Genomic DNA, 24,451 nt, shown 5'->3' with positions numbered 1-24,451 from the left:
AGCTGCTGATCTCCCTGTCCGCCATCGCCATCGCTGCTGCTTCGGCTTACGCCAATGCGCAAACCCCGTCGGCGGGCGCCAGCGCTTCGCTGCAAACCAATGGCACGGCTGCCGTGGCCCCGGCACAAGGCTCCGCAGGCGTTGGCCTGAAGGCCGACACCAGCGCCAAGCTGGACGCCGACGCCGCCAAGAGCCAACTGGGTGACAAGGCCGAGCAAGGTGCCAAGGCCGTCCACGAACACAAGGCCCACGCCGAGAAGTTCGCCCGCAAGACCGCGGAGAAAGCCACCGACAAGGCCACCGACAAGGCTGAAACCTCGGTCAAGGCCGTCAAGGCCGTCAAGGGCGCCGCAGCCGGTGCCGCCGGCGGTGCGAGCGTCGACGCCAGCGTGTCGGGCAACGCCGCTGCGCAAACCAAGTAAGCAGCAAGACCTCCGAATGCGGCCGCCATCCTGTGGCGGCTGCCCGGTGAGCAAAGGGGCGGACCCAGTCCGTCCCTTTTTGCATTGGGCGCGGCAACCGGCGTGAAGTGGTGTCAGCAATACATGCCTGCCGCCGCCATACCTGCGTCACAAATCCGCCGCGCGCCGCACATTTCGAGATAGATTGGTGGAGGCGGGATACAATTGTTGTCGTATCGAACCAACATCCACGGATGCCGCGGCGCGCGTGCCGGCGCGGCGCTCCGGCCACAAGGAGCAGCATGATTCGCGTCCTGATTGCGGACGACCACGAGATCGTCCGCGCCGGTCTTCGGCAGTTCCTGTCCGAAGAACCGGACATCGAAGTCGCGGGGGAGGCGGCAAGCGGGGAGCAGGTGATGGAACAGCTCCGCGACAGCGTCTTCGACGTGGTCGTGCTCGACATCTCCATGCCCGACCGCAACGGCATCGACACGCTCAAGCTGGCACGTCAGCGCCACCCCGACCTGCCGGTGCTGATCCTCTCCACCTTTCCGGAAGACCAGTACGCCATCAACCTGATCCGCGCCGGCGCCTCGGGCTACCTCACCAAGGAAAGCGCACCGGACGAACTGGTCAAGGCCATCCGCACCGTGTCGCAGGGCCGCCGCTATGTGAGCCCGACGGTGGCCGAACTGCTGATCGGCGGGCTGGAAAAGCCGACCGACCAGCCCCTGCACCAAACCCTGTCCAAGCGCGAATTCCAGATCTTCTGCAAGCTGGCGCGCGGCCAATCGGTATCGGTCATCGCCGAAGAGTTGTTCTTGAGCGTCAAGACGGTCAGTACCTATCGCACCCGCATCCTGGAGAAGATGGGCATGAAATCGAACGCCGACCTGACCTACTACGCCATCAAGAACGGGCTCGTCGAGTAGGGTTGTCGCGGGCGGAATGTCCCCGCCAGAAAGGTGCTATCAGCCGCAAGCCCTGTTGCCATGTAGGACAACGCCTGATACCCCCCGGATCACCCGCTGGCTACCATCAACGCATGCTGGATCAAGCTGTCACCCTCTCTACCCGTGGCTTGCGTGTCCTCCTGATCGAGGACTCCCCCGTGCTTCGGAGCATGGTGCTGGAGTATCTCAAGGCCACCGCCTTCGTTGCGGTGGTGGAATGGGCAGACACGGAAGACCTGGCCCTGCGCCTCTTGGCCCAAGGGCAGTACGAAGTCGTTATCGTCGATCTGCAATTGCGCCAGGGTAACGGCTTCAAGGTTCTGCAAGCCTTGCGCGACCAGGCCTCGCCCAGCGTACGCATCGTCTACACCAATCACGCGCAGGTCCCCACCTACCGGCAACGCTGCTTTGAAGCCGGCGCCAACTATTTCTTCGACAAGTCGCTCGAGCTCGACAAGGTGTTCGAAGTCATTGAAGAGCGTGCCGGCACGGCACGGCCGCGCCCCCAGGCAGCGCGCCACCCGCACCACTGAGCGCGATCCCCATTTTTTTCTTCCCCCGAGGAGCTTTCGATGAAAACCCTGTGTGCCGTTTTCGCGTTGTCGTGCGTGCTGCTGGTCGGTTGCAATACCATGGCCGGCATGGGCAAGGACATCCAGACCGGTGGAGAAAAGGTGGAGAGCGCGGCCGACAGCGTGAAGCAAAAGATGTAAGCCGCTGTCCGGCATGACTCGATAAAAAAAGCCCCGTTGAGGGGCTTTTTCATTAGGCCGCGCGCACGCAGCTCAGACCAGCGCACCACCCCGGCCCGAGGCCGGGACCGGCCCCGGCGAGCCATGCGACGCGCTGTCGTCGTCGCGGTTGAACACCGCGTCGGTGGGCGGCAGTTCAACGACGATGGTGACGCCGCCACCGGGCATCGAATCGATGATGAGCTTGCCACCCAGGGCAACGGCGCGCTGCTCCATCCCCAGCAGGCCGTGGTGGCCAACCATGCGCCGGCGCTCGACATCGGCGGGGAAGCCGCGGCCGTTGTCGCGCACGCGCAGCCGCACGCCCTCCTCGCTCGCATCCAGCGCCACCGACACATGGGTCGCATGCGCGTACTTCGACGCATTGGTGAGCGACTCCTGCACGATGCGGAACAGCGCGATGGCCGCGTCGTCGGTCAGCTTGGGCATGTCGTCGGGCAGGCTGACCTCGGTGTGCCACTGGTTGCGCGAGCCGACGTCTTCGGTCAGCTGCGTGAGCGCTTCGGTCAGGCCCAGGTTGAGCAGGATGGTCGGGCGCAGGTCTTCGATCAGGCGGCGCTTGATCTGGATGCCCTGGTCTACATGCGACATCACGCGCGTGATCTTTTCCCCCACGGCCGGATCGTTGGCGGTCAGGCGCGTGCGCAGCCAGTGCAGGTCCATCTTGGTGGCGGTGAGGATCGCGCCCAGCTCGTCGTGCAGCTCGCGCGCCAGGCGCGTCTTCTCGTCTTCGGTCACGCGCTGCAAGTGCGCCGCCAGGTCGGACAACTGGCGCGTGCGCTCGCGCACCATGCGGTCGAGCTTCTGGCTTTCCTCTTCGAGCTTGTCGCGCTCCTGCTCGGTGGCGGCCAGGCGCTTGGCATGCTGCATGCCCAGCACCACCAGCAGGATGATGTTGACCGCCGTGATGAGCGCGATGCCGTAGCGCGACAGCGCCAGGTCGCGCTCGGCGTGTTCGAGGCTGCGCGCCACGGTGGCGATCTCGCGCTGGCGCAGGCGGTCCAGGCCCTGCCGCACCGCCTCCATCGAGGCCTTGCCGAAATCGGTGCGCACCAGGTCCAGCGCCACCTCCAGGTCGCGCTTGCCGTAGATCAGCGTGAGCTCCATCTCGGTGAGCTTGCGGCTGACCTGCAGTGCGGTCTCGGAAAACAGCTTGAGCGCCTCGGGGTCGTTGGCGTAGTGGTCGCGGATCTCCGCCATCAGCGCGTGGATGTGCGGGATCGCCTTGTTGTACGGATCGAGGTATTCGTCCTTGCCCGTAAGCAGGAAGCCGCGCTGCCCGGCCTCGGCGTTGACGAGTTCGGCCAGGAGTTCGTTGATGGCGGTCTCGGCCTGCTGTGACTGGATCACCTGCCGGTAGCCCTGGCTCAGGCGGATGTTGCCCGTCTCGGAGGCGATCAGCACGCCGAGTGTCAGCAGGATACCGACGGCGAGCAGCAGGGTGGAGCGCAAGGATGACCGCATGGCACGCAGATCCCGTGAGTAACGCGTCAAGCCGCCCGACGCGGTGCGCGTTGCGTTTTTGTAGTATCCCGCATGATACCGCGCAGGCAGGTTGGGCGACACCTGCGGCCTACCCTGCACCCTGCCCGCCCCAAAAACAGACGGCCGGCACGCAGTGTGCCGGCCGCCACCCGTAGAGCTCAGCCCGGCCTTGACCGGGAATCGCCTGGTGCGCCCTCAGACGCCCCACAGGACGTTGGCTTGTTCCTGCAGCGACTCTTCCAGCATGTGCAGCAGCGGATACGCGCGCTGGCCGAGGTGCGGCGGCTCATCCTCGCCGTCCTCGTCATCCTTGACCGTCAGCTCGGCCACCTTGATGTGGGCCTGGTGCGTATCGTCCTTGATGGCGAGCTTGAGGCGCTCGATGGCGTGGGGCATCTCTTCGGGCGTGATGACGCCGCGCTCGCCCAGGGTCTTGCCGATCACGCCCAGCAGCACCATGGCGAGATCCTTCTGCATGGAGAACTTTTGCGAAGCGTGCGAAGTAAAGGTGATCATGGTTGGTTTTTTCCGTAGTTCGGTGATTGGGCACCGCAAAGTGCCACGGTGGGGGTCTGTGCCTCTGAGACCGTGGCGCACCTGATAAAATTTCGTACTTTTCCCCGAACAACGCAACTGGCCGCGCCGGAACTGGGTTTCAGACGGTTTCAGCCCGGCCGGCGACATGGTTTCCCTATGCTGCCCTCCCACAAACAGACGATCGCCCAATTGTTGTCCGACGCCGTCGGCTCCCTGCTGCCCGAGGGCATGAACCGACCGGAGATCGTCCTGGAGCGCCCCAAGCAGGCCGCGCACGGCGACATCGCCTGCAACGTGGCGCTGCAGCTGGCCAAGCCGCTGGGCACCAACCCGCGCGAGCTGGCCGGCAAAATTGCCGACGCCATCCGTGCCGATGCCCGTGGCCAGCGCCTGGTGGCTGCCGTCGAGATCGCCGGCCCCGGCTTCATCAACCTGCGCCTGTCGCCCACCGCGCGCGCGGACGTGCTGACCGCCGTGTTTGCCGAAGGCGACCGCTATGGCGCCGCCAACACCCATGACGGCGCACCGGTGCTGGTGGAGTTCGTCTCCGCCAACCCGACCGGCCCGCTGCACGTCGGGCACGGCCGCCAGGCCGCGCTGGGCGATGCGCTGGCCAGCCTGCTCGACTGGCAGGGCCACAAGGTCCACCGCGAGTTCTACTACAACGACGCCGGCGTGCAGATCCAGAACCTGGCCGTCTCGGTCCAGGCCCGCGCGCGCGGCTTCAAGCCGGGCGACGCCAACTGGCCCGAAGCCGCCTACAACGGCGACTACATCGCCGACATCGCCGCCGACTACCTGGCCGGCAAGACGGTCCGCGCCTCCGACGGCGAGCCCGTGACCGGCGCGCGCGACGTGGAAGACATCGAGTCGATCCGCCGCTTTGCCGTCACCTACCTGCGCAACGAGCAAGACATCGACCTGCAAGCCTTCGGCGTCAAGTTCGACCGCTACTACCTCGAATCGTCGCTGTACACCGAGGGCAAGGTGCAGCAGACCGTCGACGCACTGGTGGCCGCCGGCAAGACCTACGAGCAGGAAGGCGCGCTGTGGCTGCGCACGACCGACGACGGCGACGACAAGGACCGCGTCATGCGCAAGTCCGACGGCAACTACACCTACTTCGTGCCCGACGTCGCCTACCACACCACCAAGTGGGGGCGCGGCTTCACGCAGGTCATCAACGTGCAGGGCAGCGACCACCACGGCACCATCGCCCGCGTGCGCGCCGGCCTGCAGGGCCTCGCCGTCGGCATCCCCAAGGGCTACCCCGACTACGTCCTGCACAAGATGGTGACGGTGATGAAGGACGGCGCCGAGGTGAAGATCTCCAAGCGCGCGGGCTCGTACGTGACCGTGCGCGACCTGATCGAATGGAGCAACGGCGATGCCGAGGCGCAAGCCGGTGTCGACACCATCCGCGCCTGTGTGGACGCCGGCGAGGCCAACTGGCCCGCCCATTTCACGCGCGGGCGGGATGCCGTGCGCTTCTTCCTGCTGTCGCGCAAGGCCGATACCGAATTCGTCTTCGACGTGGACCTCGCGCTCAAGCAGAGCGACGAGAACCCGGTGTACTACGTGCAGTACGCCCACGCGCGCATCTGCTCGGTGTTCGAGCAATGGGCGCAGCGTGACGGCGGTGACGTGGCCTCGCTCACGGGTGCAGACCTCGCCGCCGTGACGGGCGCGGACGCCAGCGCCCAGGCCATCGCCCTGGTGCAGCGCATCGCCGCCTTCCCCGACATGCTGGCCGATGCCGCCAACGAGCTGGCCCCGCACGCCGTGGCCTTCTACCTGCGCGACCTGGCCGGTGATTTCCACGCCTTCTACAACGCCGACCGCGTGCTGGTGGACGACGAGGCCGTCAAGCGCGCCCGCCTGGCACTGCTGGCCGCCACGCGCCAGGTGCTGCGCAACGGCCTGGCGGTGATCGGCGTGTCCGCCCCGCAAAAGATGTAAAGCCACACTGCGCCCATATAATCGGCGCATCTAGAAGGATCGACATGGCACGCAATACGCAATCTTCCCGTGCCCGCTCGCAGCGGGGCGGCACGTTTCTGGGTCTGGTACTCGGCCTGATCGTCGGTTTGGCGATCGCGGTGGTGGTGGCGGTGTACATCACCAAGGCACCGGTGCCGTTTGTCTCGCGCAACGGCGCGCAGCCCAAGCCGAGCGAACCCGGCAACGTGGTCAACCCGCTGCCCGCACCGGCGCAGCCGGCACCGCAGGGCAGCGCCCCGGCGGCCGATCCGAACGCCCCGCTGTGGAGCCGCGTGCCGCCCAAGTCGGTCGACCAGGTGCCGGAGCCGAACCAGCCGGGCGCCACCAACCCGGCCACCCCCACCACGCCCAAGCCCGCCACCGAGCCGGGCGGAAACGTGGCCATGCAGCGCCCGCCCAAGCCCGTGACGCCGCCGCCGGCAGAAAAGCCCGTGGCCGACCCGATTGCCGAGATCGCCCGCCAGGACGCCGCCAAGACCGGCTACTACCTGCAGGTCGGCTCGTACGACTCCGCCGACTACGCCGAGCGCCAGAAGGGCAACCTCGCCATGCAGGGCTTCGAGGCCAAGGTCACACCGCGCGAGATCAACGGCTCCACCAAGTATCGTGTGCGCCTGGGGCCGTACAACTCGCTCGACGACATGACCGCCGTGCGCAGCCGCCTGCAGGCCGCCGGCACCGAATCCACGGTCATCCGCTTCTCCAAGTAATGCGTTTTTACTGACAAGCGCGCCCGGGCTGAACCCATTGGCCCGGCGCCGGTCAGAAACCTCTGACTCGTGTACGCTGGGCGCCGCCCAGACTGACCGAACCTAGGTGACTCTGCTTACTCGCCCATCCCACCATGAAAAAACTCGCTGCTTTCCTGATTGCGCTGGCCACTGGCGCCGGTTTCCTGATGACCGCCCCCGCCCAGGCCGCGCCCACCGCCGGCAAGGAATACAAAGTGCTGCAAACGCCGCAACCGGTGGCTGCCGGCAAGGTGGAAGTGACCGAGTTCTTCTGGTACGGCTGCCCGCACTGCTATGACCTCGAAAACACCTGGACCGCCTGGGTGGCCAAGCAAGGCAAGGACATCGTGATCAAGCGCGTGCCGGTGGCCTTCAACGCCAAGCTGGAACCGCATACCCGCATCTATTACGCGCTGGAAGCCCTGGGCAAGCTCGATGCCCGCGACAGCAGCGGCCGCACCCTGCACGACCGCGTGTTCGACCAACTGCACAAGAACTACCGCTCGATGTCGGAGCCGGAACAGATTGGCGACTTCATGGCCGCCAACGGCGTGGACCGCAAGCAGTTCATGGACGCCTACAACTCGTTTGGCGTGAACGCCAATACCAAACGCGCCGCGCAACTGGCCGACCAGTACAAGATCGAGGGCGTGCCGACCATCGTGGTGCAAGGCAAGTACACCACCTCGCCGGCCGATGCGGGCAGCAACGAAGGCGCCGTGCAAACGCTCGACTACCTCGTCCAGCAGGTGCGCGAACGCAAGATGTGATGAGGGCCTGCGCCGGGCGGGCACCCCGCCCCGGCCTGACACCACCACCGACGCCCGCCCTAGCGCGGGCGTTGTTGTCTGCAAGGCAGCCCTTCCAACAACTACACAGGGGGAAACCGGCATGAGCCGATCGATCGTCTTCATTACCGGCGCGTCCAGCGGCATCGGGCAGGCGCTGGCCCGCCAGTACGCTGCCCAGGGCGCCACGCTCGGGCTGGTCGCGCGGCGGCTGGAGGTGCTGCATGACTTCGTGCAGACGCTGCCCGCCGGCACCGCCGCCCACTGCTACGCCGCCGACGTGCGCGACGCGCAATCCATGCGCGACGCCGCCACCGCCTTCATCGCCGTGGCTGGCGTGCCCGATGTGGTGATCGCCAATGCGGGCATCTCCGAAGGCACCGACCTGCGCGAGCCCGGCGACTTGGCCGCGTTCGCCCGCGTGATGGACACCAACTGGATGGGCACGCTCAACACCTTCCAGCCCTTTGTCGCGCCGATGCTCGCGCGCGCCAAGCCCGGCCAGCCGGGCGGCACGCTGGTGGGCATTGCCAGCGTGGCGGGCGTGCGCGGCCTGCCCGGCGCGGCGGCCTACAGCGCCTCCAAATCGGCCGTCGTCAAGCTGCTGGAGAGCCTGCGCGTAGAGCTGGGCCCGCGCGGTGTGCGCGTGGTCACCATCGCCCCCGGCTACATCCGCACGCCCATGACCGAGCACAACCCCTATCCGATGCCCTTCCTGATGCCGGTGGACCGCTTTGCCGCGCTCGCGGTGCAGGCGATTGCGCGCGGCGTGCGCTTCAAGGTGCTGCCGTGGCAGATGGGCGTTGTCGCCAAGCTGCTGCACGTGCTGCCGCGCTGGCTGTATGACGTTGCTTTCGCGCGCGCCCCGCGCAAACCCCGCAAGCCTGAGATTTCGTAATGCTATTTACCGATGCGCTAGGCCTTGCGCACGCCCCCGTTGACGCTACACCGCGCATCGCCAGCCTGGTGCCGTCCATTACCGACCTGCTGTTCTCGCTCGACCTGGGCGAGCAGCTGGTCGCCCGCACCGGCTTCTGCATCCACCCGCGCGAGGCGGTGCGCAACATCCCCAAGGTGGGCGGCACCAAGACCGTCAAGCTCGACAAGTTGCGCGAGCTGGCGCCCACCCACGTGATCGTCAACATCGACGAGAACACGCGCGAGACCGCCGACAAGCTGCGCGCGTTCGTGCCCAACGTGATCGTCACGCACCCGTGCGCGCCGGAAGACAACCTCGTGCTGTACCAGTTGCTGGGCGGCATCTTCCGCCGCGAAGCGCAGGCGCAGACGCTGTGCGACGCGCTCACGCACGAGCTGGAGGCCCTGCGCGGCCGCCACTTCCTGCCGCACCGCGTGCTGTACGCCATCTGGCAAGACCCGTGGATGACGGTGTCGCGCGACACCTATATCTCGCGCATGCTCGCGCTCATCAACTGCCACACGTGGCCGGACAGCCCCGCGCCCGTGCAATGCGGCACCGACAAGAGCGGTGACTGCGCCCGCCCCAACCGCCCCGACACGCGCTACCCCACCTTCCGCTGGAGCGACGACGTGGTGCGCAGCATCGACTGCGTGCTGCTCTCCACCGAGCCGTACAGCTTTACCGAAGAGCACGTCGACGCGCTGGAGAAGCAGATCGGCAAGCCGGTCTACCTGGTGGATGGGGAGATGGTGTCGTGGTACGGCAGCCGTGCCATCGAGGGGGTGCGTTACCTCGGGCAACTGGCGAAGACGTTGCGCTAGGCAACAAGGCGCGATCGAGAGGATCGCAATACCCGGCCATGCGCGTGCGCGCGTGGTCGGCTGGCATCCCCGCCGTCCCGGGGATACGTCTTGCTGGTGTTACCGGCTCTCGCCAGCCCGCTCTACGGCGGTGAGCACTTCCCACGTCTCAGGGTTGACCTGACACCCTTCGAGCACCATCGACACAAACGCGCCTATGGCATCCAGAAACCCCAAGCGCCACTCCGGCGGATGCGAGCTGGCGTAAGCCAGTTCCCAGCGCAGGGTGTCGGGCCGGTAGTGCTGATGCACGCGCAAGTCCGTCTGCGTGCGGCACAGGTAGTCCCGCGCGGCAAGCGCGCCGGTCAGGTAGATGCGGCGTTTGGCGGGAGTCATTGGGCGCCTCCTGATCCGAAGGGATTGGAGCGGCGCCATGGGGGCGGGGAAGGATAGGACGCGGGGCGGTACCCGCACTGCTTGATGGCCATAGAAGCCTCCAGAGATGGTTGGAGGCCCGGCACTTCATCGCCAGACGAGGTGGCGGGCCCGACGGCGGGGCTGGCGAACCGGCTCTCTGGAGCACCGGCAGACCTTGCGGTCTCCCCACCCGGCCCGCCGTAGAGCGTGCGTGGGTGTGCAGAGCCGACGCGCAAGGCATCGTCTCTCCAGAGCTACCACCAGATGCAGATCGCCAGACCCGGCTGCCGTTGGTGCGGCAGCGGGTGAATTATAGCGAGGGGGATTGGGCGCGCAGTCTGATTCTTCGCCGACGGATTGCGCCGCAGAGCGGTGGGCTCCTCCCGCCAAGCGCAAAGCTCGCGGCGCAAAGCCATCCGCCTCCGCGGCGCAAGCCTTTTTGCTGTGCGCGCAGAGCGTCAAGCTCCAATCACAATGCTTTTTGCTTTGCGAGCGGAGCGCAAAGGCTCGATGTTCGGAGCGATTTGCTTTGCGTTTGGAGCTGCAGGGCTCCGCTGCCGGAGCTTCGCGCTTTGCGAACGCCCCGTCGGGCTTCACGGCTGCAGCCTTGCCCATTGCGTTTGATGCCTCGCACTTTGCGCAGCAAGCGGCGAGCGCCGCCAGCATAGGACCATTCTGATTTTGCAGGGCAAACCGCCCCAAAACCCGCGCCAGCCCTTGTGAAGGGCGCCGCTGGCGGGTCAAGCTGCGCCGGTCATGCCAGCCGGCATGGCGCCATCCACCCAACAGAAAGGATTGCTATGAGCCAGAACCTGATCTCGCTCCAGATCTCGCCCAGCCAACTGGCATCGGTCGACACGTCGCTGAACGCGCTGGAGAAAGACCTCGCCGGCCTGATCGACCTGACCACGGCGCAACGCAGCAGCGTGGTCAAGATGGGCGACAAATCCGAAGCGTTCTGCCGCAAGGCGCTAGAGGTGCTGAACCAGAACAAGAACGTGCTCTCGGCCAATTTCAACATGGACGAAATGAAGCGCGACCTGGCGATGTTCGATGCGCTGCGCACCCGCCTGGTGCGGCTGGAAAAGCTGCACGAACGCCTGAGCGATTCACAACTGGCGCTGGGCAGCGACGTGATGAGCGCCGCGCTGGAAGGCTACGCCTTCCTGAAGATTGCCGGCAAGGGCGAGGGGTTGGATAGCCTGCGGCGGGCGTTGTCGGTGCGGTTTAACCGCAGCGCAAAGAGGAAGGAGGAGGGGATGGCACCGGTAACGCAATAACGGCGGCTCGCACCGGGCACTGCTGTTGCACGAGCAGCGCCAGCGTATAGCGCAACACGTGATCGCATCGGTCGCGCCTCAAGACCCGTCATCAGCCGACCGATGCCCAAACAAAAGGCCGCCTCTTGTGAAGGCGGCCTTTTGCTTGCGCGGCAGGAAACGGAAGGCGGGAATGGCGCCTTCCGCTGCGCATACGGCTTAGTTGTACGACACCGTGAAGGTGGCCGAGCCGTCCAGCGCCACGTTGTTGCTCACCGGCAGGTTGGTGGTGTTGTTCAGCGCAGCCGTGACCGTCAGCGGGAACGTGAAGGTCTTGCCCTTGACGGGCACCGCGTCCGTGCCCGTCGGGCCGGCCGAGTAGTACTGCGAAGCCGTGTCCAGTGCCACCGGGCTGGTCGAAGCCGTCCAGGCACTCTTGTCGGCCGACGACAGCACGGCCGGCTGCTTGGCGCTCGTACCGGCGGCGTTGGCCACGGTAGCCGTCCCCATCTTGACGGTATAGGCGCCGATGTCGGTCGTGCCCGAGGTACCCAGGCCGAACACCTGCGTGTCAGCCAGCGTGGCGTCACCCAGCACCGTCTTCATGGCGGCGTCCTTGATGACGTTGGCGGCGCGGTTGTCGCCCACGCTCACATAGGCGTGGGTTTCGCTGCCGCACACCACGGACAGGTCCTTGGTCATGTCGGCCAGCTTGTTGTAGGAAGTGGCCGACAGGTTGGCCGACGGGATGTTGCCGTAGTCGACGGCACCGCCGCCGGTGAAGCTGACGGTACAGGCGCCCGGGGTGAGGGTGCCGGTCACGGTCAGGGTGGCGTTGATGGTTTCGGCTTGCGCCGGCGCAGCAAACGCAGCACCCAGCGCGGCCAGGGCAGCAGCCTTGGCGATCGTTTGGAATTTCATGGTGTCCTCAAATACGAAAGTGTTCGAAGGCTAGGCGCCGATCAGTTGTAGCTGATGTTGAAGACCGCTTGGCCATTCAGCTTGGTGTCTTCAGCGAACTGCAGTTCGCTGCCTTTGTTGAGCGAGGCATTGATCGTCAGCGGGTAGGTCATGACCTTGGCGGTTGCAGTCCAGCCGTCACTGGACGGCTTGAACGCGTCCTTCCAGAAGTCATAGTTGTAGAGCGCCTCACCGCCGCCATAGGCATAGCCGGCGTGGTTGACGAAGTCAGCCGTCTGCCACCGGCTACCGTTCTGCATGATCGGGGTCATGCTCTTCCCGTCCGCTGTCGGCGTGCCCAAGACTAGGCTGTAGCCGCCCAGCTTGACCTGCTTGCCGTCAACCGTAGCGGCGCCGAGGCCGTACACACTCAAGGAACCAGTGTTGAACGGTTGAGCGTCGATGGCCGTACCGTCTTGCGAGTCGGTCACGGTAAATTGCACTTGCTTGGCCGTTTGGCAGCTCACGGTCAAGGACGTCGTCTGCGACGGCAGCTTGTTGAATTCGTTGGCCTTCAGGTCGGCAATCTTGATCGTGCCGAAATCGATGTTGCCGCCACCCGCGAAGTTTGCGGTGCAGGCGCTCGGAATGATGGTGCCCTTCACGGTCAGCTCGGCCGTATCCGCCGCGAAAGCCGACGATGCAGCCATGGCAAACAGGCCGCCAACGGCGGTGGCAACCAGTGCCTTGCGCATGTTTTGGATTTGCATGGTTTTCCTCAGTTGAATCAATCAATCGGCCCGATCGGCCGACACGTTTCAAACACGACACCGGTGTCGCGACTCCCGGCTGTACCGCAACAGTGGCGTTTGCAGATCAGTGAGTCCCGCCATTCTGTTAAAGATCACCCATCAATCCGATCAGAAATGTCTTAATTCCCGGCGTGTTGTTTCAGCCTCATAAAACATCACACTCAAGAAGCTGTCTTCTAGCCCCAAAATAAAAAAACGCGCTGCAGAAGCAGCGCGGCCAACCGTCCATCAACATGGAACACGGAACTTCTACTTGGCGGCCCCTTCCGCCCCGATCTGGGCTTCATATGGCGGAGCCGCATAGCCATAGGCGGTGAAGGGCGTCATCACCACCTGGGTGAAATCGTCCTTCAGCACCTTGCCATCCTCACCCTTGCGCTCAGGCAACTTGACCTCCACCTTGCCGCCCGGCACCAGGTACGACTTGGGCAGCGACACCTCCGCGTTGCCGGGCATCAGGTTGAGTTTCTGGTCCACGCGCACCACGTAGGCGCTGTCGTTCGTGGCCGTCAGCACGTCACCGTTGCGCGACCACTTCAGGTGCTTCCATGGGGTCTTGTCTTCCGGCAGCGACTTCGGGTGCATCACGATCGGCAAGTTCTGGCGCACCGTCAGCGTGACGGTATTGGTGCCGTCGGGCTTGCGCTCGGGAATGCCGTCGAAGGTCGCGCGCGCGTAGCGCTCCACCTTGAGCGGCTCGGTGTTGGTCAGCATGAAGCGCACGGTCTGCTTCTTGCCCGGCTCCACGCGCGCCACCGGCGGCGTCAGGATCACGGGCGGCTTGGGGTCTTCGTCCACAGACTGGATGGTGGTGTACAGCAGCGAAGGGCCTGGGTCTGTGTTGGTGACCACCATCGAGGCTTCGCCGTCAGCCTCGTTGATCAGCACCACGGTCGATTCCGGCAGCATGCCGGCAGCCTGCGAGGCGAAGGCCGCCGATGCCAGAAGCACGCCCAGCAATGCGCGCGACAGATTGGATTGAATCGGTTTCAAAAGAGACTCCTCTTCCTTTAAATCGTGCCGATGCACGACATCGCTCTATAGATGGCCGACGGATTTGCGCCGTCGACGTGTTTCGAAGATGCATTCATGCGAGACCGTATTCGAAGCACGGCCCTACCGAATGCAAATCAGTATGACGGCGTCAATTGCGTTGATTAATGAGAAAACTCCGAAACACTTTTCAACGCGTTTCCATCGTGAGCTGACCAATGGCGTTGAGCTTCACTTCTTGCGCAATGCGCACTGCATTGGCAGGAATGCGCGCCGAGACCTGCAACGTCAGGTCCAGCCGGCTGCCGCTGAGCAGTTGTTGCCCGTTGGCCGGCGCCACGACGTCGGCGGGCTGCAGCGTCAGGTCGCTGGTTGCAGCCTGACCGGGCGCCTGGCCGACGGCGGCGAGGCGGGCGAGCTGCACGGGGTTGCCGTCCAGACGCGCGCTGGCGACTCGCACGACGTAGGTGCCTGCATCGCCGAATTGCAGCGTGTCGGGCGCAACGGCGCTGGGCGTGCCGCGAAAGATCAAGTTCATTTGCACCGGCGCGCCGCAGACGACCGAATACACACGCGACTGCGGGCTTGCCTTGATCTGGTTGGCGTCGGCTCCAGCGCCGGGGCGCATCGCGCCGAAATCGACCGTCGGGTCGGACAGTGTGGCCTTGCACTCGGCGTGCGCGGCCGACATCCCCATCAGGGAGGCGGCGAACGCCCCTGTGGCCAAGGCGACGCAACGGCGGCGGAAGGGCCGGACCTTACCTGCTTGTGAGCGATTCATGTCGGTTCTTCGTGGTTTCAGCCCTGACAGACACCCGTGGCCACATCAAACGGGCGGTCCAGGTCGGGTTTCTCCGGCAGCGTGTAGCGGATCTGGCAGGTCTGGCCGTCGTCGAGCTTCACGTGCAGGTCGGATTTCGGAACGTCGTCCAGGAACACCGTGCCGTCGCCCACCGAGGTGGTGACGTAGCGGCCCTCGGCATCGACCACCGGCAGGGCCGCCGGCAGCGGTGCGCCCTTGTCAGAGGTCACGCGCAGCAGCAGGCGCCGCACCTTGCTCACCCCGAACTCGACGATGTTGACCGAGCCGCGGCCGGCGTTGACGTATTCGATGCCGTTGTTGATGTCGACGTTGCGCGGCAGGCTCTTGGTCAGCAGCTCCACGCGCGATGGCCGGTATGGCGACAGGGTCGGGATGACGGCGCGGCCGGTGGGGTCGGTCCACACCGTGCCCTGCGGTGTGCTGATGCGCACGCCTGACAGGTCGCCGGTCTGCACCACGCCAAAGGTGTCGCCGATCTGATACGGCGATGGCGTCAGCACCGCGCCACCCTGCAGTTGCCCGGAGTACGAGCTGCTGTTCCCGTTCTGCGCATACGTCAGCATTGCCTGCGTATAGCGCGGCGTGAGCGACAGCGCGCCGTTGACGTTGGGGCCGTTGCCGCTCGGGTTGGTCTCCGCACGGGCGGCGTAACTCAGTGCTTCGTTGACCGTCTGCGAGACGCCCGCGCCAAAGCGCGTATCGCCGCCGGCGTTGGTGACGTAGCTCTGCGCAGAGGCCTTGCCCAGCGGCATGCTGAGCATCGCGTAGAAGCGCACCCCGCCGCTGCGCGCGGCGCGGGCGCCGAGCGAGGTCGTGGTGTTACCCAGGTCTTTTTCCAGGTTGACCGACAGCGTGGCCGAGCCGATCTTGCGGTTCCAGCTCACCATGGCGTATTGCGTACCGGTGCCGTTGTAGGCACTGCCGCGCGAATAGGCCGCCGTGACCCCACCGATCAGCGGGTGCTGCCACCCCATCGACGCCGTGTACTGATTCTTCACGCGCGTGAAGACGCCGCCTTGCGTCGGGACCAGCGTGTCCCCCACGGCGCGGTAGCCTTCGGTCTGCTGGGTCGCGGTCACGCTCGCCGACCAGCTCTCGGCCAGGCGTACGTTGAGCGAGCCGCTGAGGTTGATGCCGCGCACGCTTTCACGCTGCGCGTTGGACACGATGCTCTGCAGATTGGCCGAGATGTTGGAGGACACGGCCGCACTCGCGCCGGCGGCCACCGCCTGGTAGCCGCTCGTCGCCAGGGCGCCGCCCATCACGCTGTGGCGATCTCCCACACGCCAGCCCTTGGTGGCGGTCACCAGCAGCGGTGTATCGATGCCCGCATCACTGACGTCGCGCACCTTGCCGATCGCCACCTGCAGGCCCAGGGGGGCCGGCGTCGTCTGCCGCAGCGAAGCCGCCGGCAGGGTGTAGCGGCGCTGGTTGCCGTCGTTCTCCACCAGCGTGATGTCCAGGTCTGCCGAACTGCTCAGCAGCGGCAGGCCAGACAGCGTGAACGGCCCGGCCGGCACCACCGTCGAGTAGATCAGCACACCGAGCTGGCGCACCTCTACGCGCGACTGGCCGTTGGCCACACCCTCGAACGACGGGCCGCCGGCCTGGGGAACCAGTGCCGGGTCCGGCGCGTATTGGGCACCGATGATCGGGGGCACGGGAAGCAGGCTGCCTGCCACGTTGATCTGACCCACCTGCACCATCGCCTTGTGCTCGGCAAACGTCTTCTGGGCGTAGGTGTACAGGTGGTTGATGTTGCTGGCGCCGTCCTGCGAGGTATAGCTGTGGCGGCTGCGCACGATCCAGTCACCGGCGTTCATGCCGATCTCGCCGTCGGCGAACAGGAACCGGCTGTTGGAGCCGCCGCCCTGGTTGGTCATGCCCAGCAGGCTGTAGTTGAGGATGGCTGCAGTGCCGCCGGTCGCGGATTCGCTGCCCTGTTCTGCCGTCGGACGCAGGGCCTCTTGCGGCACCACCAGGCGCACGGTGCTATCGCCGGGGTCGAGTTCGATCTCGGCTTGCGGATGGTCGGCACGGTAGTCGTAGCAGCCCGGTGCGCCCTCGCCCTGCAGCGCTTCGGGCACCTTCAGGCCGGCGCGCTCGAGCAGGGCCCGGTCGACGCAGAGTTGCCCCTGTTCATCAAAGCGTGCAGACGCTGAACCGCGCGATTCGTCGTTGACGATCAGCTTGACGCGCTGCCTGCCGGGTGTGAAGCGAGGCGCTTGGCTGAAGTAGGCGGCCAGCGCCGGATCGATGCCGCGTGCGCGCAGGGCATCTGCATCGAAGGCGGCCTTGCGATCTTGCTTTTCGCTGGCACTATCAGTCGATTGCGCGCCTGCCAGTTGTTGCTGGGCCGCCCACGCCACGGGCGGCGACATCGCCGCGATGGCGGACATGATCAGCACGCACATCGGCGAAAGGGGAAACTGCGCGGATCGGCATTCAGCGCTCACTCGACCACGACGCAGCGTGGTTGGTGAGGCCATGGCACGCTCAGTCTTTAAATTGGGTGAGCGAATTGTTACGGATTCGGTCGGATCTTCGAATCAGAAACGTCCTAAAGCCTCAGATCAGTTTGGCCCCAAAAGAAAACGCCCCGGGCGGGGCGTTTGCGGTCACATCAGAGGCGGTATGTTCAGGCCCGATTCAACGGCGCCCAGATCGATTCACCAACATCACCCCACCGAGGGCCACCAGCCCGCCGACGATCATGCTCCAGTGCAGCGACTCGCCCAGCAGCGTCACGCCCAGCAGCACGCCGAACACCGGCACGAGGTTGTTGAAGACGGCGGTGCGCGTCGGCCCGATGGTCTTCACGCCCTGGTAGTACCAGACAAAGCCGACGGCCGTGCCGATGGCGCCCAGGTAGACGATGGCCAGCAGGTTGGTCACGCTCAGTTGCGCGAGATGCAGGTCGCCCCATTCCGTGGCGGCGCCGATGCCGAGGAACAGCGTGCCCCACAGCGACGCATACGCCGTGGCCGCAATCGGGCTCAGCGCGCCCAGCGCAGAGCGGCCGATGACGGTGTACAGCGCCCACGACAGTGCGCCGCCCATCATCAGCAGCTCACCCACGCCGATGCCGCCCGACAGCAGCCCGCCCAGGTGCCCGCGCGACAGCACGATCGCCACGCCAAAGAACGCGCCGATGATGCCCAGCCAGCGGAACCACGCCAGCCGCTCGTGATAGACCAGCGCCACGGCCAGCGCCGTCATGCCCGGGTTGAGCGCGACGATCAGCGCCGTGCGCGAGGCCGGCAGGTGCCCCAGCGCGCCGAAGAAGAACATGTTGTAGAGGAACACGCCGGTGGCACCCAGCGCAGCGGTCAACAGCACCTGGCGCGGCTTGAGGCGCGGCAGGCCGCCCTCCTTGAAGAAGGCCAGCGCCACCAGGCAGAGGCTCGCCACCAGATAGCGCCCGGCGGCCGCCGCGAAGTGCGGCATGGTCTGCGCCAGCAGCCGCCCGGCGATGAAGGTGCCGCCCCAGGCCACGGCCATGCCGGTCAGCTTGAGATACAGGGAGACGCCGGGCTCGTGCTTGGTGACGTGGACGGAGGACGGCGGCAGCGTGCCCGCGTCAGCGGACGAAGTTGTAGTCATATTCGATCTTGGCAATGCGGAGGTGATACGCGGCATACCACTGCTCGCGCCCCATCTTCTGCGCGGCAAGGTGCTCGGTCTGGTTCTTCCATTCGCGGATGGCTTCCAGCGACGACCAGTACGACACGGTGATGCCGGGCCGCCCCTGCTCGGTCGCGGCTTCGTCGCGCACGGATTCGATGCCGAGGAAGCCGGGCATGTCGCGCCCCAGCTCGACCATGCGCTCGGCCATCGCGCCGTAGCCGTGGTCGCCGTCGGTGCGCGTGGAGGAGAAGATTACCGCGTAGTACGGCGCCACGGGCGTGTTGGCGGGAAACGGCAGAACGGTGGCGCTGTCATCGAGAACGTCGTGCTGGTCGGCCATGGCGGGCTCCGGGTCTTGGACGTTGATCAGGGTGCTGCGTGGAAACGGATGATGCCGTCGGCGCCAGTCTCGCGCACCAGCTCGCCGCGGTGCCACAGGGCGTGCAGGTGGGCCAGCGCCTCGCCCATCGCAAACGTCATCTGGTGCACGTCGAACTGGCGCTTGAAGATGACGTTGACGATGTCGCGTGCGGATTGCGGTGCCTGCTTGCAGGCGGCTGTCGTTTCGGCCAGGCGCTCGACGTGGTGCTCGCGCAGTTGGCGGATACGCGTATGCAGCCCGCGGAACGGCCGGCCGTGCGACGGCAGGATCAGCACGTCTTGCGGCAGCGGCTCGTACTTGCCGAGCGAGTCGAGATACAGCGTGAGCGGGTCGGCCTCGGGTTCGAGGTCGAACACACTCACGTTGGTGGAGATGCGGGGCAGGACCATGTCGCCGGAGATCAACACGTTGGCGTCTTCACTGTAGAGCGCGACGTGCTCGGGCGCATGGCCGAAGCCGGTGATGATGCGCCATTGATGCTTGCCGATGGTGATGACGTTGCCGTCCATCAGACGGCGGTACTGGCTGGGGACGCCCGGCACCAGCGTGCTGTAGTAGTCCTTGCGGTTGCTGATGCGCTCGATGGAATCGGCATCCGTCAGGCCGTGGCGGGCGAAGTGGCGCGCGGCGAATTCGCCGCCGGCGTTCGACGCGCCGGTGCCGCCCACCAGCATGCGGGCGAAGGCGTAGTCGCCCAGGCTCATCCACAGGCGCACGTTCCAGCGCTTGGCGTCACCGCCCTCGCACAGCCAGCTGGAGAGGCCGACGTGGTCGGGGTGGCAGTGCGTGACCAGCACGCGCAGCACCGGCAAACCGTCGAGGTGTTGGGCGAAGATGCTTTCCCAGTGCGCGCGGATGGCTTCGTGGTTGATGCCGCAGTCGACGATGGTCCAGCCGTCCTGGCCGTCCTGGTGATCGCGCAGCAGCCAGAGGTTGATGTGGTCCAGCGCGAACGGCAGCGGCATGCGCAGCCAGTAGATGCCGGGGGCCACTTCGTGCCATGTGCCGCCTTCGGGCAGCAGGTCGCCCAGGGGATAGTCGAGTTGGTGTTCGAGCGCGTTCATGGCGTGTGGTGTCCCTGTCGTCCCTTTTGTCCCTTTCGCCGCCCTCGTGGAGACGCGGGGCGGTCTGCGTGATTGCGGTCTGACGCGATTGACGCTAACGTAAACGTCAATCGTGCGGCCGGTCCGCCATCTTAAGCGAAAACTTAACACCCTGTGACGCCCCGCCGTGCGGCACGCGTCACGCCGCATCACGCCGTATTTGCCACCGCATCTGCCATATCCCTCGCCACGCTTCATGTCCGCTTCCGACATTCTTCCCGACGATGAGATCGACGCCGATGATGGCGACGCCAGCTTCACCATCACCGATCTCGCACGCGAGTTCGACGTCACGCCGCGCGCCATCCGCTTCTACGAAGACCAGGGCCTGCTGGCGCCGGACCGCGAGGGCCCGGGCGGGCGCCGCCGCGTGTATTCGGCGCGCGAGCGCACGCGCCTGAAGCTGACCTTGCGCGGCAAGCGGCTCGGCCTGTCGCTGGGCGAGATCAAGGAGATCCTGGATCTGTACGAATCGCCGCGCGATACGGTGCCGCAGTTGGAGCGCTTCCTGGCCTCGCTGGCGCAGCACCGCGCCGTGCTGACGCAGCAGCTGGACGACCTGAACGCGCAACTGGCCGAGATCGACCAGCATGAGAGCCAATGCCGGCGCCTGCTGGACGATGCCCGCGCCGGCAGTGCCAAGTCGGCCAAGCGCCGCAAGGCAGCCTGATTCACACACATCAGCGCAGTTGACGTTTACGTTAACGTCAATACAATAGCGCCACACCTTCCAGATCAGCGCGCCCGCCACAAGCGGTGTGCGCATCACAACAGCAATCCACCGAGACACACCGCGGCCCAGGCCGCGTCCAAGGAGACCACCATGATTGACCTGCCCGGCCTGAAATTCGACCTCGGCGAAGACATCGAGATGCTGCGTTCCGCCGTGCGCGACTGGGCGCAGGGCGAGCTGGCGCCGCGCGCGGGCGAGATCGACCGCACCGACCAGTTCCCGATGGACGCCTGGCGCAAGATGGGCGAGCTGGGCGTGCTCGGCATCACGGTGGCCGAGGAATACGGCGGCGCCAACATGGGCTACCTGGCGCACATGATCGCCATGGAAGAGATCAGCCGCGCGTCGGCCTCGGTCGGCTTGTCGTATGGCGCGCACTCGAACCTGTGCGTGAACCAGATCCACCGCAACGGCTCGCCGGCGCAGAAGGCCAAGTACTTGCCGAAGCTGGTGTCTGGCGAGTGGGTGGGCGCCCTGGCGATGAGCGAGCCGAATGCCGGTTCCGACGTGGTCAGCATGAAGCTGCGTGCAGAACTCAAGGGCGACCGCTACGTGCTCAACGGCACCAAGATGTGGATCACCAACGGCCCGGACTGCGACGTGCTGGTGGTCTACGCCAAGACCGAGCCGGAGCTGGGCGCGCGTGGCATGACGGCCTTCATCGTCGAAAAGGGCATGAAGGGCTTCTCGGTGGCGCAGAAGCTGGACAAGCTCGGCATGCGCGGCTCGCACACCGGCGAGCTGGTGTTCGAGAACGTGGAAGTGCCGGTGGAGAACATCCTCGGCCAGGAAAACGGCGGCACCAAGGTGCTGATGAGCGGCCTGGACTACGAGCGCGCGGTGCTCTCCGGCGGCCCGATCGGCATCATGCAGGCGTGCATGGACGTGGTCACCCCGTACATCCACGACCGCAAGCAGTTCGGCCAGAGCATCGGCGAGTTCCAGCTGATCCAGGGCAAGATGGCCGACATGTACACCACGCTGCAGGCCTGCCGCGCCTACCTGTACACGGTCGGCAAGAACCTCGACTCGCTGGGCCGCGACCATGTGCGCCAGGTGCGCAAGGACTGCGCCGGCGTGATCCTGTACACCGCCGAAAAGGCCACCTGGATGGCCGGCGAGGCGATCCAGATCCTGGGCGGCAACGGTTACATCAACGAATTCCCGGTCGGCCGCCTGTGGCGTGATGCCAAGTTGTACGAGATTGGCGCCGGCACCTCCGAAATCCGCCGCATGCTGATTGGCCGCGAACTGTACGCAGAAACGATGTAAGGCGGGCGCGGGGAGCACACCGGTGGCATGGGGCCACCGGCCAAACGGACTAGGAGGCGGAACGGTTTCAGGAAGCGAAGACGGCAGCGAAGGCCATACAATCTAGCTCTACCGGTTGCCGCCCCCTCCCCCCGCGCAGACGCCATGTCCCATTTCCCCAAGCTCCTCTCCTCGCAGATCGCCTTCGACGTCGCCCGCACGATGCTCGACGGCTTCGACAAGCACTACCGCTTGTTCCGCGAGGTGTGCGTGCAGGCCAAGGCGGCCTTCGAAGACGGGGATTGGGCAGGCATGCAGCAGCTGCAGCGCGACCGCATCGCCTACTACGACGAGCGTGTGCACGAAGCGTCGGTCATCCTCGAAGATGAATACGACGCCGAGAACATCGACGACGAGATCTGGCGCCAGATCAAGCTGCACTTCATCGGCCTGCTGACCAACCATCACCAGCCCGAATGCGCCGAGACCTTCTTCAACTCGGTGTGCACGCGCATCCTGCACCGCTCGTACTTCAACAACGATTTCATCTTCGTGCGGCCGGCCATCTCGACGGAATACATCGAGAACGAAGAGTCACCCACCAAGCCGACCTACCGGGCCTACTACCCCGGCTCGCGCGACGGCCTGGCCACTTGCTTCGAGCGCATCATCCACAACTTCCAGCTCGACGCGCCGTTCGAAGACCTGGACCGCGACGTCGGCTACCTCGTGCGCGCGGTGGGCGAGCACTTTGGCGACTTCCGCATCTCGCCCAATTTCCAGATCCACGTGCTGTCGTCCTTGTTCTTCCGCAACAAGACGGCCTACGTGATCGGGCGCGTGATCAACGGCGACAAGACCTTCCCGCTGGCGGTGCCGATCATGCGCAACGCGCACGGGCAGCTGCGGCTCGACACGGTGCTGCTGCGCCAGGAACAGCTGCTGATCCTGTTCTCGTTCACGCATTCGTACTTCATGGTGGACATGGAGATCCCGTCCGCCTACGTGACGTTCCTGCGCGACCTGATGCCGCGCAAGCCGCGCGCCGAGATCTACACCTCGCTGGGGCTGCAGAAGCAGGGCAAGAACCTGTTCTATCGCGACTTTCTGCACCACCAGCAGCACTCGTCGGACAAGTTCATCATCGCGCCCGGCATCAAGGGGTTGGTGATGCTGGTGTTCACGCTGCCGTCGTACCCGTACGTGTTCAAGGTCATCAAGGACTACTTCCCGCCGCCGAAGGAAACCACGCGCGAGCTGATCAAGAGCAAGTACCAGCTGGTCAAGCAGCACGACCGCGTGGGCCGCATGGCCGATACGCTGGAGTACTCCGACGTGGCCTTCCCGCTCTCGCGCTTTGACGACGAGCTGGTCAAGGAGCTGGAGAAGCACGCGTCGTCGATGGTCGAGTACCAGCGCAGCCCCGAGGGCGAAGACGAGATCGTCATCCGCCACGTCTATATCGAGCGCCGCATGACGCCGCTCAATATCTGGCTGCACGAAGGCACCGACGCGCAGGTCGAGCACGGCATCATCGAATACGGCAACGCCATCAAGGAACTGATCGCCGCGAACATCTTCCCGGGCGACATGCTGTACAAGAACTTCGGCGTGACGCGCCACGGCCGCGTGGTCTTCTACGACTACGACGAGATCGAATACCTGACCGACTGCAACGTACGCAACGTGCCGAAGCCGCGCACCGAAGAGGAAGAGATGTCCGGCGAGGTCTGGTACAACGTCGGCCCGCACGACATCTTTCCGGAAACGTACGGCACCTTCCTGCTGGGCGACCCGCGTGTGCGCGAGGCCTTCCTGAAGCACCATGCAGACTTTTTCGACCCGGCCATGTGGCAGGCGCACAAGGCGCGCCTGCTGTCCGGGCAGATGCACGATTTCTATGCGTATGACGTGAGCGAACGCTTCGTCCATCGCTACGGCGAAGATGCGCCAGAGAACGCAGCGACTCCGCTGCGGCGCGTCGCAGCCTGACACCACCAACAAGACGAGAACACATGCCAAATCGCATCAAAGAGCTCTTCGAGAACAACCGGAAATGGGTCGAGCGTGTCAACGCTGAAGATCCGGAATTCTTCTCGAGCCTGGCCAACCAGCAGAACCCCGAGTACCTGTGGATCGGCTGCTCGGACTCGCGCGTGCCCGCCAACCAGATCATCGGGCTGCCGCCGGGTGAGGTGTTCGTCCATCGCAACATCGCCAACGTGGTGGTGCACTCGGACTTGAACTGCCTGTCGGTGCTGCAGTTTGCGGTGGAGGTGCTGAAGATTCGGCACATCACCGTGGTGGGGCACTACGGCTGCTCGGGCGTGAAGGCCGCGTTGACCAACCAGCGGTTTGGGCTGGCGGATAACTGGATTCGTCACGTGCGTGACGTGGCGGAGCAGCACGACACCTACCTGGGCACGGTGATCCGCGAGCAGGATCGGCACGACCGGTTGTGCGAGTTGAACGTGATCCACCAAGTCAACAACGTGTGTCTGACGACGATCGTGCAGGATGCCTGGGATCGCGGGCAGCCGCTGACGGTGCATGGGTGGATCTATGGGGTGAAGGATGGGATGTTGCGTAACCTCGGGATGGCAGTGAACTCCAACACCGAGCTGTATGAGCAGTTGGCGAATGCCTGGCTGAATTATGGGAAGGTTGGGAGTACGCCTTCGCCGGTTGGGTTTTGAGGTTTTTGTTTGTTTAGGGGGTGGTTTTTTTGTTGGTGGTGCATCCCCTGTTTCATCCCCTGCCGGGGCTGACTCACTTTCT

General features: G+C 65.3%; 25 protein-coding genes. 14 read left to right on the top strand and 11 right to left on the bottom strand.

What is annotated here, in order from left to right:
• Positions 1–2 precede the first annotated feature (2 nt).
• The 4 genes from QZ609_RS11930 to QZ609_RS11915 all read left to right on the top strand — a co-directional run bounded on the left by QZ609_RS11930 (position 3) and on the right by QZ609_RS11915 (position 2,070).
• Positions 3–422, top strand: coding sequence for a hypothetical protein (locus QZ609_RS11930; protein WP_295494603.1), 420 nt, complete (start codon positions 3–5; stop codon positions 420–422).
• A 281-nt stretch (positions 423–703) separates the two neighbouring features.
• The gene (locus QZ609_RS11925) at positions 704–1,336 is read left to right on the top strand and encodes a response regulator transcription factor (protein WP_295494600.1); all 633 of its coding nucleotides are present in this window, start codon (positions 704–706) and stop codon (positions 1,334–1,336) included.
• A gap of 113 nt (positions 1,337–1,449) precedes the next feature.
• A complete protein-coding gene (locus tag QZ609_RS11920) occupies positions 1,450–1,890 on the top strand; it encodes a response regulator (protein ID WP_295494598.1) in 441 nt (146 codons plus the stop codon).
• Positions 1,891–1,929: 39 nt separating this feature from the next.
• Entirely contained in the window at positions 1,930–2,070 is a 141-nt protein-coding gene (locus tag QZ609_RS11915) for an entericidin A/B family lipoprotein (protein ID WP_295494595.1), read from the top strand.
• A 72-nt stretch (positions 2,071–2,142) separates the two neighbouring features.
• On the opposite strand, the gene QZ609_RS11910 is transcribed toward QZ609_RS11915, so the two are convergent.
• A complete protein-coding gene (locus tag QZ609_RS11910; RefSeq protein ID WP_295494592.1) occupies positions 2,143–3,573 on the bottom strand; it encodes a CHASE3 domain-containing protein in 1,431 nt (476 codons plus the stop codon).
• A gap of 216 nt (positions 3,574–3,789) precedes the next feature.
• Positions 3,790–4,110 (bottom strand): DUF1840 domain-containing protein, encoded by a 321-nt coding sequence (locus QZ609_RS11905; protein WP_295494590.1) that lies wholly within the window; start codon positions 4,108–4,110, stop codon positions 3,790–3,792.
• Positions 4,111–4,287: 177 nt separating this feature from the next.
• Here QZ609_RS11905 and argS point away from each other — a divergent pair, with 177 nt between their 5' ends.
• The 5 genes from argS to QZ609_RS11880 all read left to right on the top strand — a co-directional run bounded on the left by argS (position 4,288) and on the right by QZ609_RS11880 (position 9,394).
• A complete protein-coding gene (argS, locus tag QZ609_RS11900) occupies positions 4,288–6,090 on the top strand; it encodes an arginine--tRNA ligase (protein WP_295494587.1) in 1,803 nt (600 codons plus the stop codon).
• A 44-nt stretch (positions 6,091–6,134) separates the two neighbouring features.
• Positions 6,135–6,842, top strand: coding sequence for an SPOR domain-containing protein (locus QZ609_RS11895; protein ID WP_295494584.1), 708 nt, complete (start codon positions 6,135–6,137; stop codon positions 6,840–6,842).
• Positions 6,843–6,976: 134 nt separating this feature from the next.
• Positions 6,977–7,633, top strand: a complete 657-nt coding sequence (locus QZ609_RS11890) for a thiol:disulfide interchange protein DsbA/DsbL (protein ID WP_295494583.1) — start codon at positions 6,977–6,979, stop codon at positions 7,631–7,633.
• A 121-nt stretch (positions 7,634–7,754) separates the two neighbouring features.
• Positions 7,755–8,549 carry an SDR family oxidoreductase gene (locus QZ609_RS11885; protein WP_295494580.1) on the top strand — a complete coding sequence of 265 codons (795 nt, stop codon included), beginning with the start codon at positions 7,755–7,757 and terminating at the stop codon, positions 8,547–8,549.
• The gene (locus tag QZ609_RS11880; RefSeq protein WP_295494578.1) at positions 8,549–9,394 is read left to right on the top strand and encodes a helical backbone metal receptor; all 846 of its coding nucleotides are present in this window, start codon (positions 8,549–8,551) and stop codon (positions 9,392–9,394) included. The genes QZ609_RS11885 and QZ609_RS11880 overlap by 1 nt, the downstream gene beginning before the upstream one ends.
• Before the next feature lie 99 nt (positions 9,395–9,493).
• On the opposite strand, the gene QZ609_RS11875 is transcribed toward QZ609_RS11880, so the two are convergent.
• On the bottom strand, positions 9,494–9,769 hold the full coding sequence (locus tag QZ609_RS11875) for a hypothetical protein (protein ID WP_295494575.1): 276 nt from the start codon (positions 9,767–9,769) through the stop codon (positions 9,494–9,496).
• Positions 9,770–10,590: 821 nt separating this feature from the next.
• Here QZ609_RS11875 and QZ609_RS11870 point away from each other — a divergent pair.
• Positions 10,591–11,070: a hypothetical protein gene (locus QZ609_RS11870; protein ID WP_295494573.1), complete on the top strand. Its 480-nt coding sequence runs from the start codon at positions 10,591–10,593 to the stop codon at positions 11,068–11,070.
• 198 nt (positions 11,071–11,268) lie between these two features.
• On the opposite strand, the gene QZ609_RS11865 is transcribed toward QZ609_RS11870, so the two are convergent.
• The 8 genes from QZ609_RS11865 to QZ609_RS11830 form a co-directional block, all read right to left on the bottom strand.
• Positions 11,269–11,970, bottom strand: coding sequence for a DUF1120 domain-containing protein (locus tag QZ609_RS11865; protein ID WP_295494572.1), 702 nt, complete (start codon positions 11,968–11,970; stop codon positions 11,269–11,271).
• Between the two features lie 41 nt (positions 11,971–12,011).
• A complete protein-coding gene (locus tag QZ609_RS11860; protein WP_295494569.1) occupies positions 12,012–12,719 on the bottom strand; it encodes a DUF1120 domain-containing protein in 708 nt (235 codons plus the stop codon).
• A 291-nt stretch (positions 12,720–13,010) separates the two neighbouring features.
• On the bottom strand, positions 13,011–13,754 hold the full coding sequence (locus tag QZ609_RS11855; protein ID WP_295494567.1) for a fimbria/pilus chaperone family protein: 744 nt from the start codon (positions 13,752–13,754) through the stop codon (positions 13,011–13,013).
• A gap of 190 nt (positions 13,755–13,944) precedes the next feature.
• The gene (locus QZ609_RS11850; protein WP_295494564.1) at positions 13,945–14,535 is read right to left on the bottom strand and encodes a hypothetical protein; all 591 of its coding nucleotides are present in this window, start codon (positions 14,533–14,535) and stop codon (positions 13,945–13,947) included.
• A gap of 17 nt (positions 14,536–14,552) precedes the next feature.
• Entirely contained in the window at positions 14,553–16,976 is a 2,424-nt protein-coding gene (locus tag QZ609_RS11845; protein ID WP_295494606.1) for a fimbria/pilus outer membrane usher protein, read from the bottom strand.
• Positions 16,977–17,226: 250 nt separating this feature from the next.
• Positions 17,227–18,180: a DMT family transporter gene (locus QZ609_RS11840; protein WP_295494561.1), complete on the bottom strand. Its 954-nt coding sequence runs from the start codon at positions 18,178–18,180 to the stop codon at positions 17,227–17,229.
• Positions 18,158–18,544, bottom strand: a complete 387-nt coding sequence (locus QZ609_RS11835; protein WP_295494558.1) for an antibiotic biosynthesis monooxygenase — start codon at positions 18,542–18,544, stop codon at positions 18,158–18,160. The genes QZ609_RS11840 and QZ609_RS11835 overlap by 23 nt, the downstream gene beginning before the upstream one ends.
• A 26-nt stretch (positions 18,545–18,570) precedes the next feature.
• Positions 18,571–19,650, bottom strand: a complete 1,080-nt coding sequence (locus tag QZ609_RS11830; RefSeq protein WP_295494555.1) for an MBL fold metallo-hydrolase — start codon at positions 19,648–19,650, stop codon at positions 18,571–18,573.
• A 235-nt stretch (positions 19,651–19,885) separates the two neighbouring features.
• Here QZ609_RS11830 and QZ609_RS11825 point away from each other — a divergent pair, with 235 nt between their 5' ends.
• The 4 genes from QZ609_RS11825 to can all read left to right on the top strand — a co-directional run bounded on the left by QZ609_RS11825 (position 19,886) and on the right by can (position 24,369).
• Positions 19,886–20,359 (top strand): MerR family DNA-binding transcriptional regulator, encoded by a 474-nt coding sequence (locus QZ609_RS11825; protein WP_295494552.1) that lies wholly within the window; start codon positions 19,886–19,888, stop codon positions 20,357–20,359.
• A 153-nt stretch (positions 20,360–20,512) separates the two neighbouring features.
• Positions 20,513–21,694 carry an isovaleryl-CoA dehydrogenase gene (locus tag QZ609_RS11820; RefSeq protein ID WP_295494549.1) on the top strand — a complete coding sequence of 394 codons (1,182 nt, stop codon included), beginning with the start codon at positions 20,513–20,515 and terminating at the stop codon, positions 21,692–21,694.
• A 144-nt stretch (positions 21,695–21,838) separates the two neighbouring features.
• Positions 21,839–23,665: a bifunctional isocitrate dehydrogenase kinase/phosphatase gene (aceK, locus tag QZ609_RS11815; protein ID WP_295494545.1), complete on the top strand. Its 1,827-nt coding sequence runs from the start codon at positions 21,839–21,841 to the stop codon at positions 23,663–23,665.
• 23 nt (positions 23,666–23,688) lie between these two features.
• On the top strand, positions 23,689–24,369 hold the full coding sequence (can, locus tag QZ609_RS11810; protein ID WP_295494543.1) for a carbonate dehydratase: 681 nt from the start codon (positions 23,689–23,691) through the stop codon (positions 24,367–24,369).
• Positions 24,370–24,451 lie beyond the last annotated feature (82 nt).

Source organism: uncultured Ralstonia sp., assembly GCA_913056305.1.
In the GTDB taxonomy this organism is placed as follows: Bacteria; Pseudomonadota; Gammaproteobacteria; order Burkholderiales; family Burkholderiaceae; genus Ralstonia.
Note: the sequence above shows the minus strand (reverse complement) of the source record. Positions and strands in the feature narration are given on the sequence as shown.

Bases quoted from the DNA above. Each gene is read 5' to 3' on its own strand.
- QZ609_RS11885 (WP_295494580.1), top strand. From the start codon at position 7,755: ATGAGCCGATCGATCGTCTTCATTACCGGCGCGTCCAGCGGCATCGGG.
- aceK (WP_295494545.1), top strand. From the start codon at position 21,839: ATGTCCCATTTCCCCAAGCTCCTCTCCTCGCAGATCGCCTTCGACGTC.
- QZ609_RS11890 (WP_295494583.1), top strand. From the start codon at position 6,977: ATGAAAAAACTCGCTGCTTTCCTGATTGCGCTGGCCACTGGCGCCGGT.
- QZ609_RS11845 (WP_295494606.1), bottom strand. From the start codon at position 16,976: ATGTCCGCCATCGCGGCGATGTCGCCGCCCGTGGCGTGGGCGGCCCAG.
- QZ609_RS11875 (WP_295494575.1), bottom strand. From the start codon at position 9,769: ATGACTCCCGCCAAACGCCGCATCTACCTGACCGGCGCGCTTGCCGCG.
- QZ609_RS11880 (WP_295494578.1), top strand. From the start codon at position 8,549: ATGCTATTTACCGATGCGCTAGGCCTTGCGCACGCCCCCGTTGACGCT.
- QZ609_RS11830 (WP_295494555.1), bottom strand. From the start codon at position 19,650: ATGAACGCGCTCGAACACCAACTCGACTATCCCCTGGGCGACCTGCTG.
- QZ609_RS11850 (WP_295494564.1), bottom strand. From the start codon at position 14,535: ATGAATCGCTCACAAGCAGGTAAGGTCCGGCCCTTCCGCCGCCGTTGC.
- QZ609_RS11910 (WP_295494592.1), bottom strand. From the start codon at position 3,573: ATGCGGTCATCCTTGCGCTCCACCCTGCTGCTCGCCGTCGGTATCCTG.
- QZ609_RS11860 (WP_295494569.1), bottom strand. From the start codon at position 12,719: ATGCAAATCCAAAACATGCGCAAGGCACTGGTTGCCACCGCCGTTGGC.
- can (WP_295494543.1), top strand. From the start codon at position 23,689: ATGCCAAATCGCATCAAAGAGCTCTTCGAGAACAACCGGAAATGGGTC.
- QZ609_RS11925 (WP_295494600.1), top strand. From the start codon at position 704: ATGATTCGCGTCCTGATTGCGGACGACCACGAGATCGTCCGCGCCGGT.
- QZ609_RS11820 (WP_295494549.1), top strand. From the start codon at position 20,513: ATGATTGACCTGCCCGGCCTGAAATTCGACCTCGGCGAAGACATCGAG.
- QZ609_RS11835 (WP_295494558.1), bottom strand. From the start codon at position 18,544: ATGGCCGACCAGCACGACGTTCTCGATGACAGCGCCACCGTTCTGCCG.
- argS (WP_295494587.1), top strand. From the start codon at position 4,288: ATGCTGCCCTCCCACAAACAGACGATCGCCCAATTGTTGTCCGACGCC.
- QZ609_RS11870 (WP_295494573.1), top strand. From the start codon at position 10,591: ATGAGCCAGAACCTGATCTCGCTCCAGATCTCGCCCAGCCAACTGGCA.
- QZ609_RS11840 (WP_295494561.1), bottom strand. From the start codon at position 18,180: ATGACTACAACTTCGTCCGCTGACGCGGGCACGCTGCCGCCGTCCTCC.
- QZ609_RS11915 (WP_295494595.1), top strand. From the start codon at position 1,930: ATGAAAACCCTGTGTGCCGTTTTCGCGTTGTCGTGCGTGCTGCTGGTC.
- QZ609_RS11895 (WP_295494584.1), top strand. From the start codon at position 6,135: ATGGCACGCAATACGCAATCTTCCCGTGCCCGCTCGCAGCGGGGCGGC.
- QZ609_RS11865 (WP_295494572.1), bottom strand. From the start codon at position 11,970: ATGAAATTCCAAACGATCGCCAAGGCTGCTGCCCTGGCCGCGCTGGGT.
- QZ609_RS11905 (WP_295494590.1), bottom strand. From the start codon at position 4,110: ATGATCACCTTTACTTCGCACGCTTCGCAAAAGTTCTCCATGCAGAAG.
- QZ609_RS11920 (WP_295494598.1), top strand. From the start codon at position 1,450: ATGCTGGATCAAGCTGTCACCCTCTCTACCCGTGGCTTGCGTGTCCTC.
- QZ609_RS11825 (WP_295494552.1), top strand. From the start codon at position 19,886: ATGTCCGCTTCCGACATTCTTCCCGACGATGAGATCGACGCCGATGAT.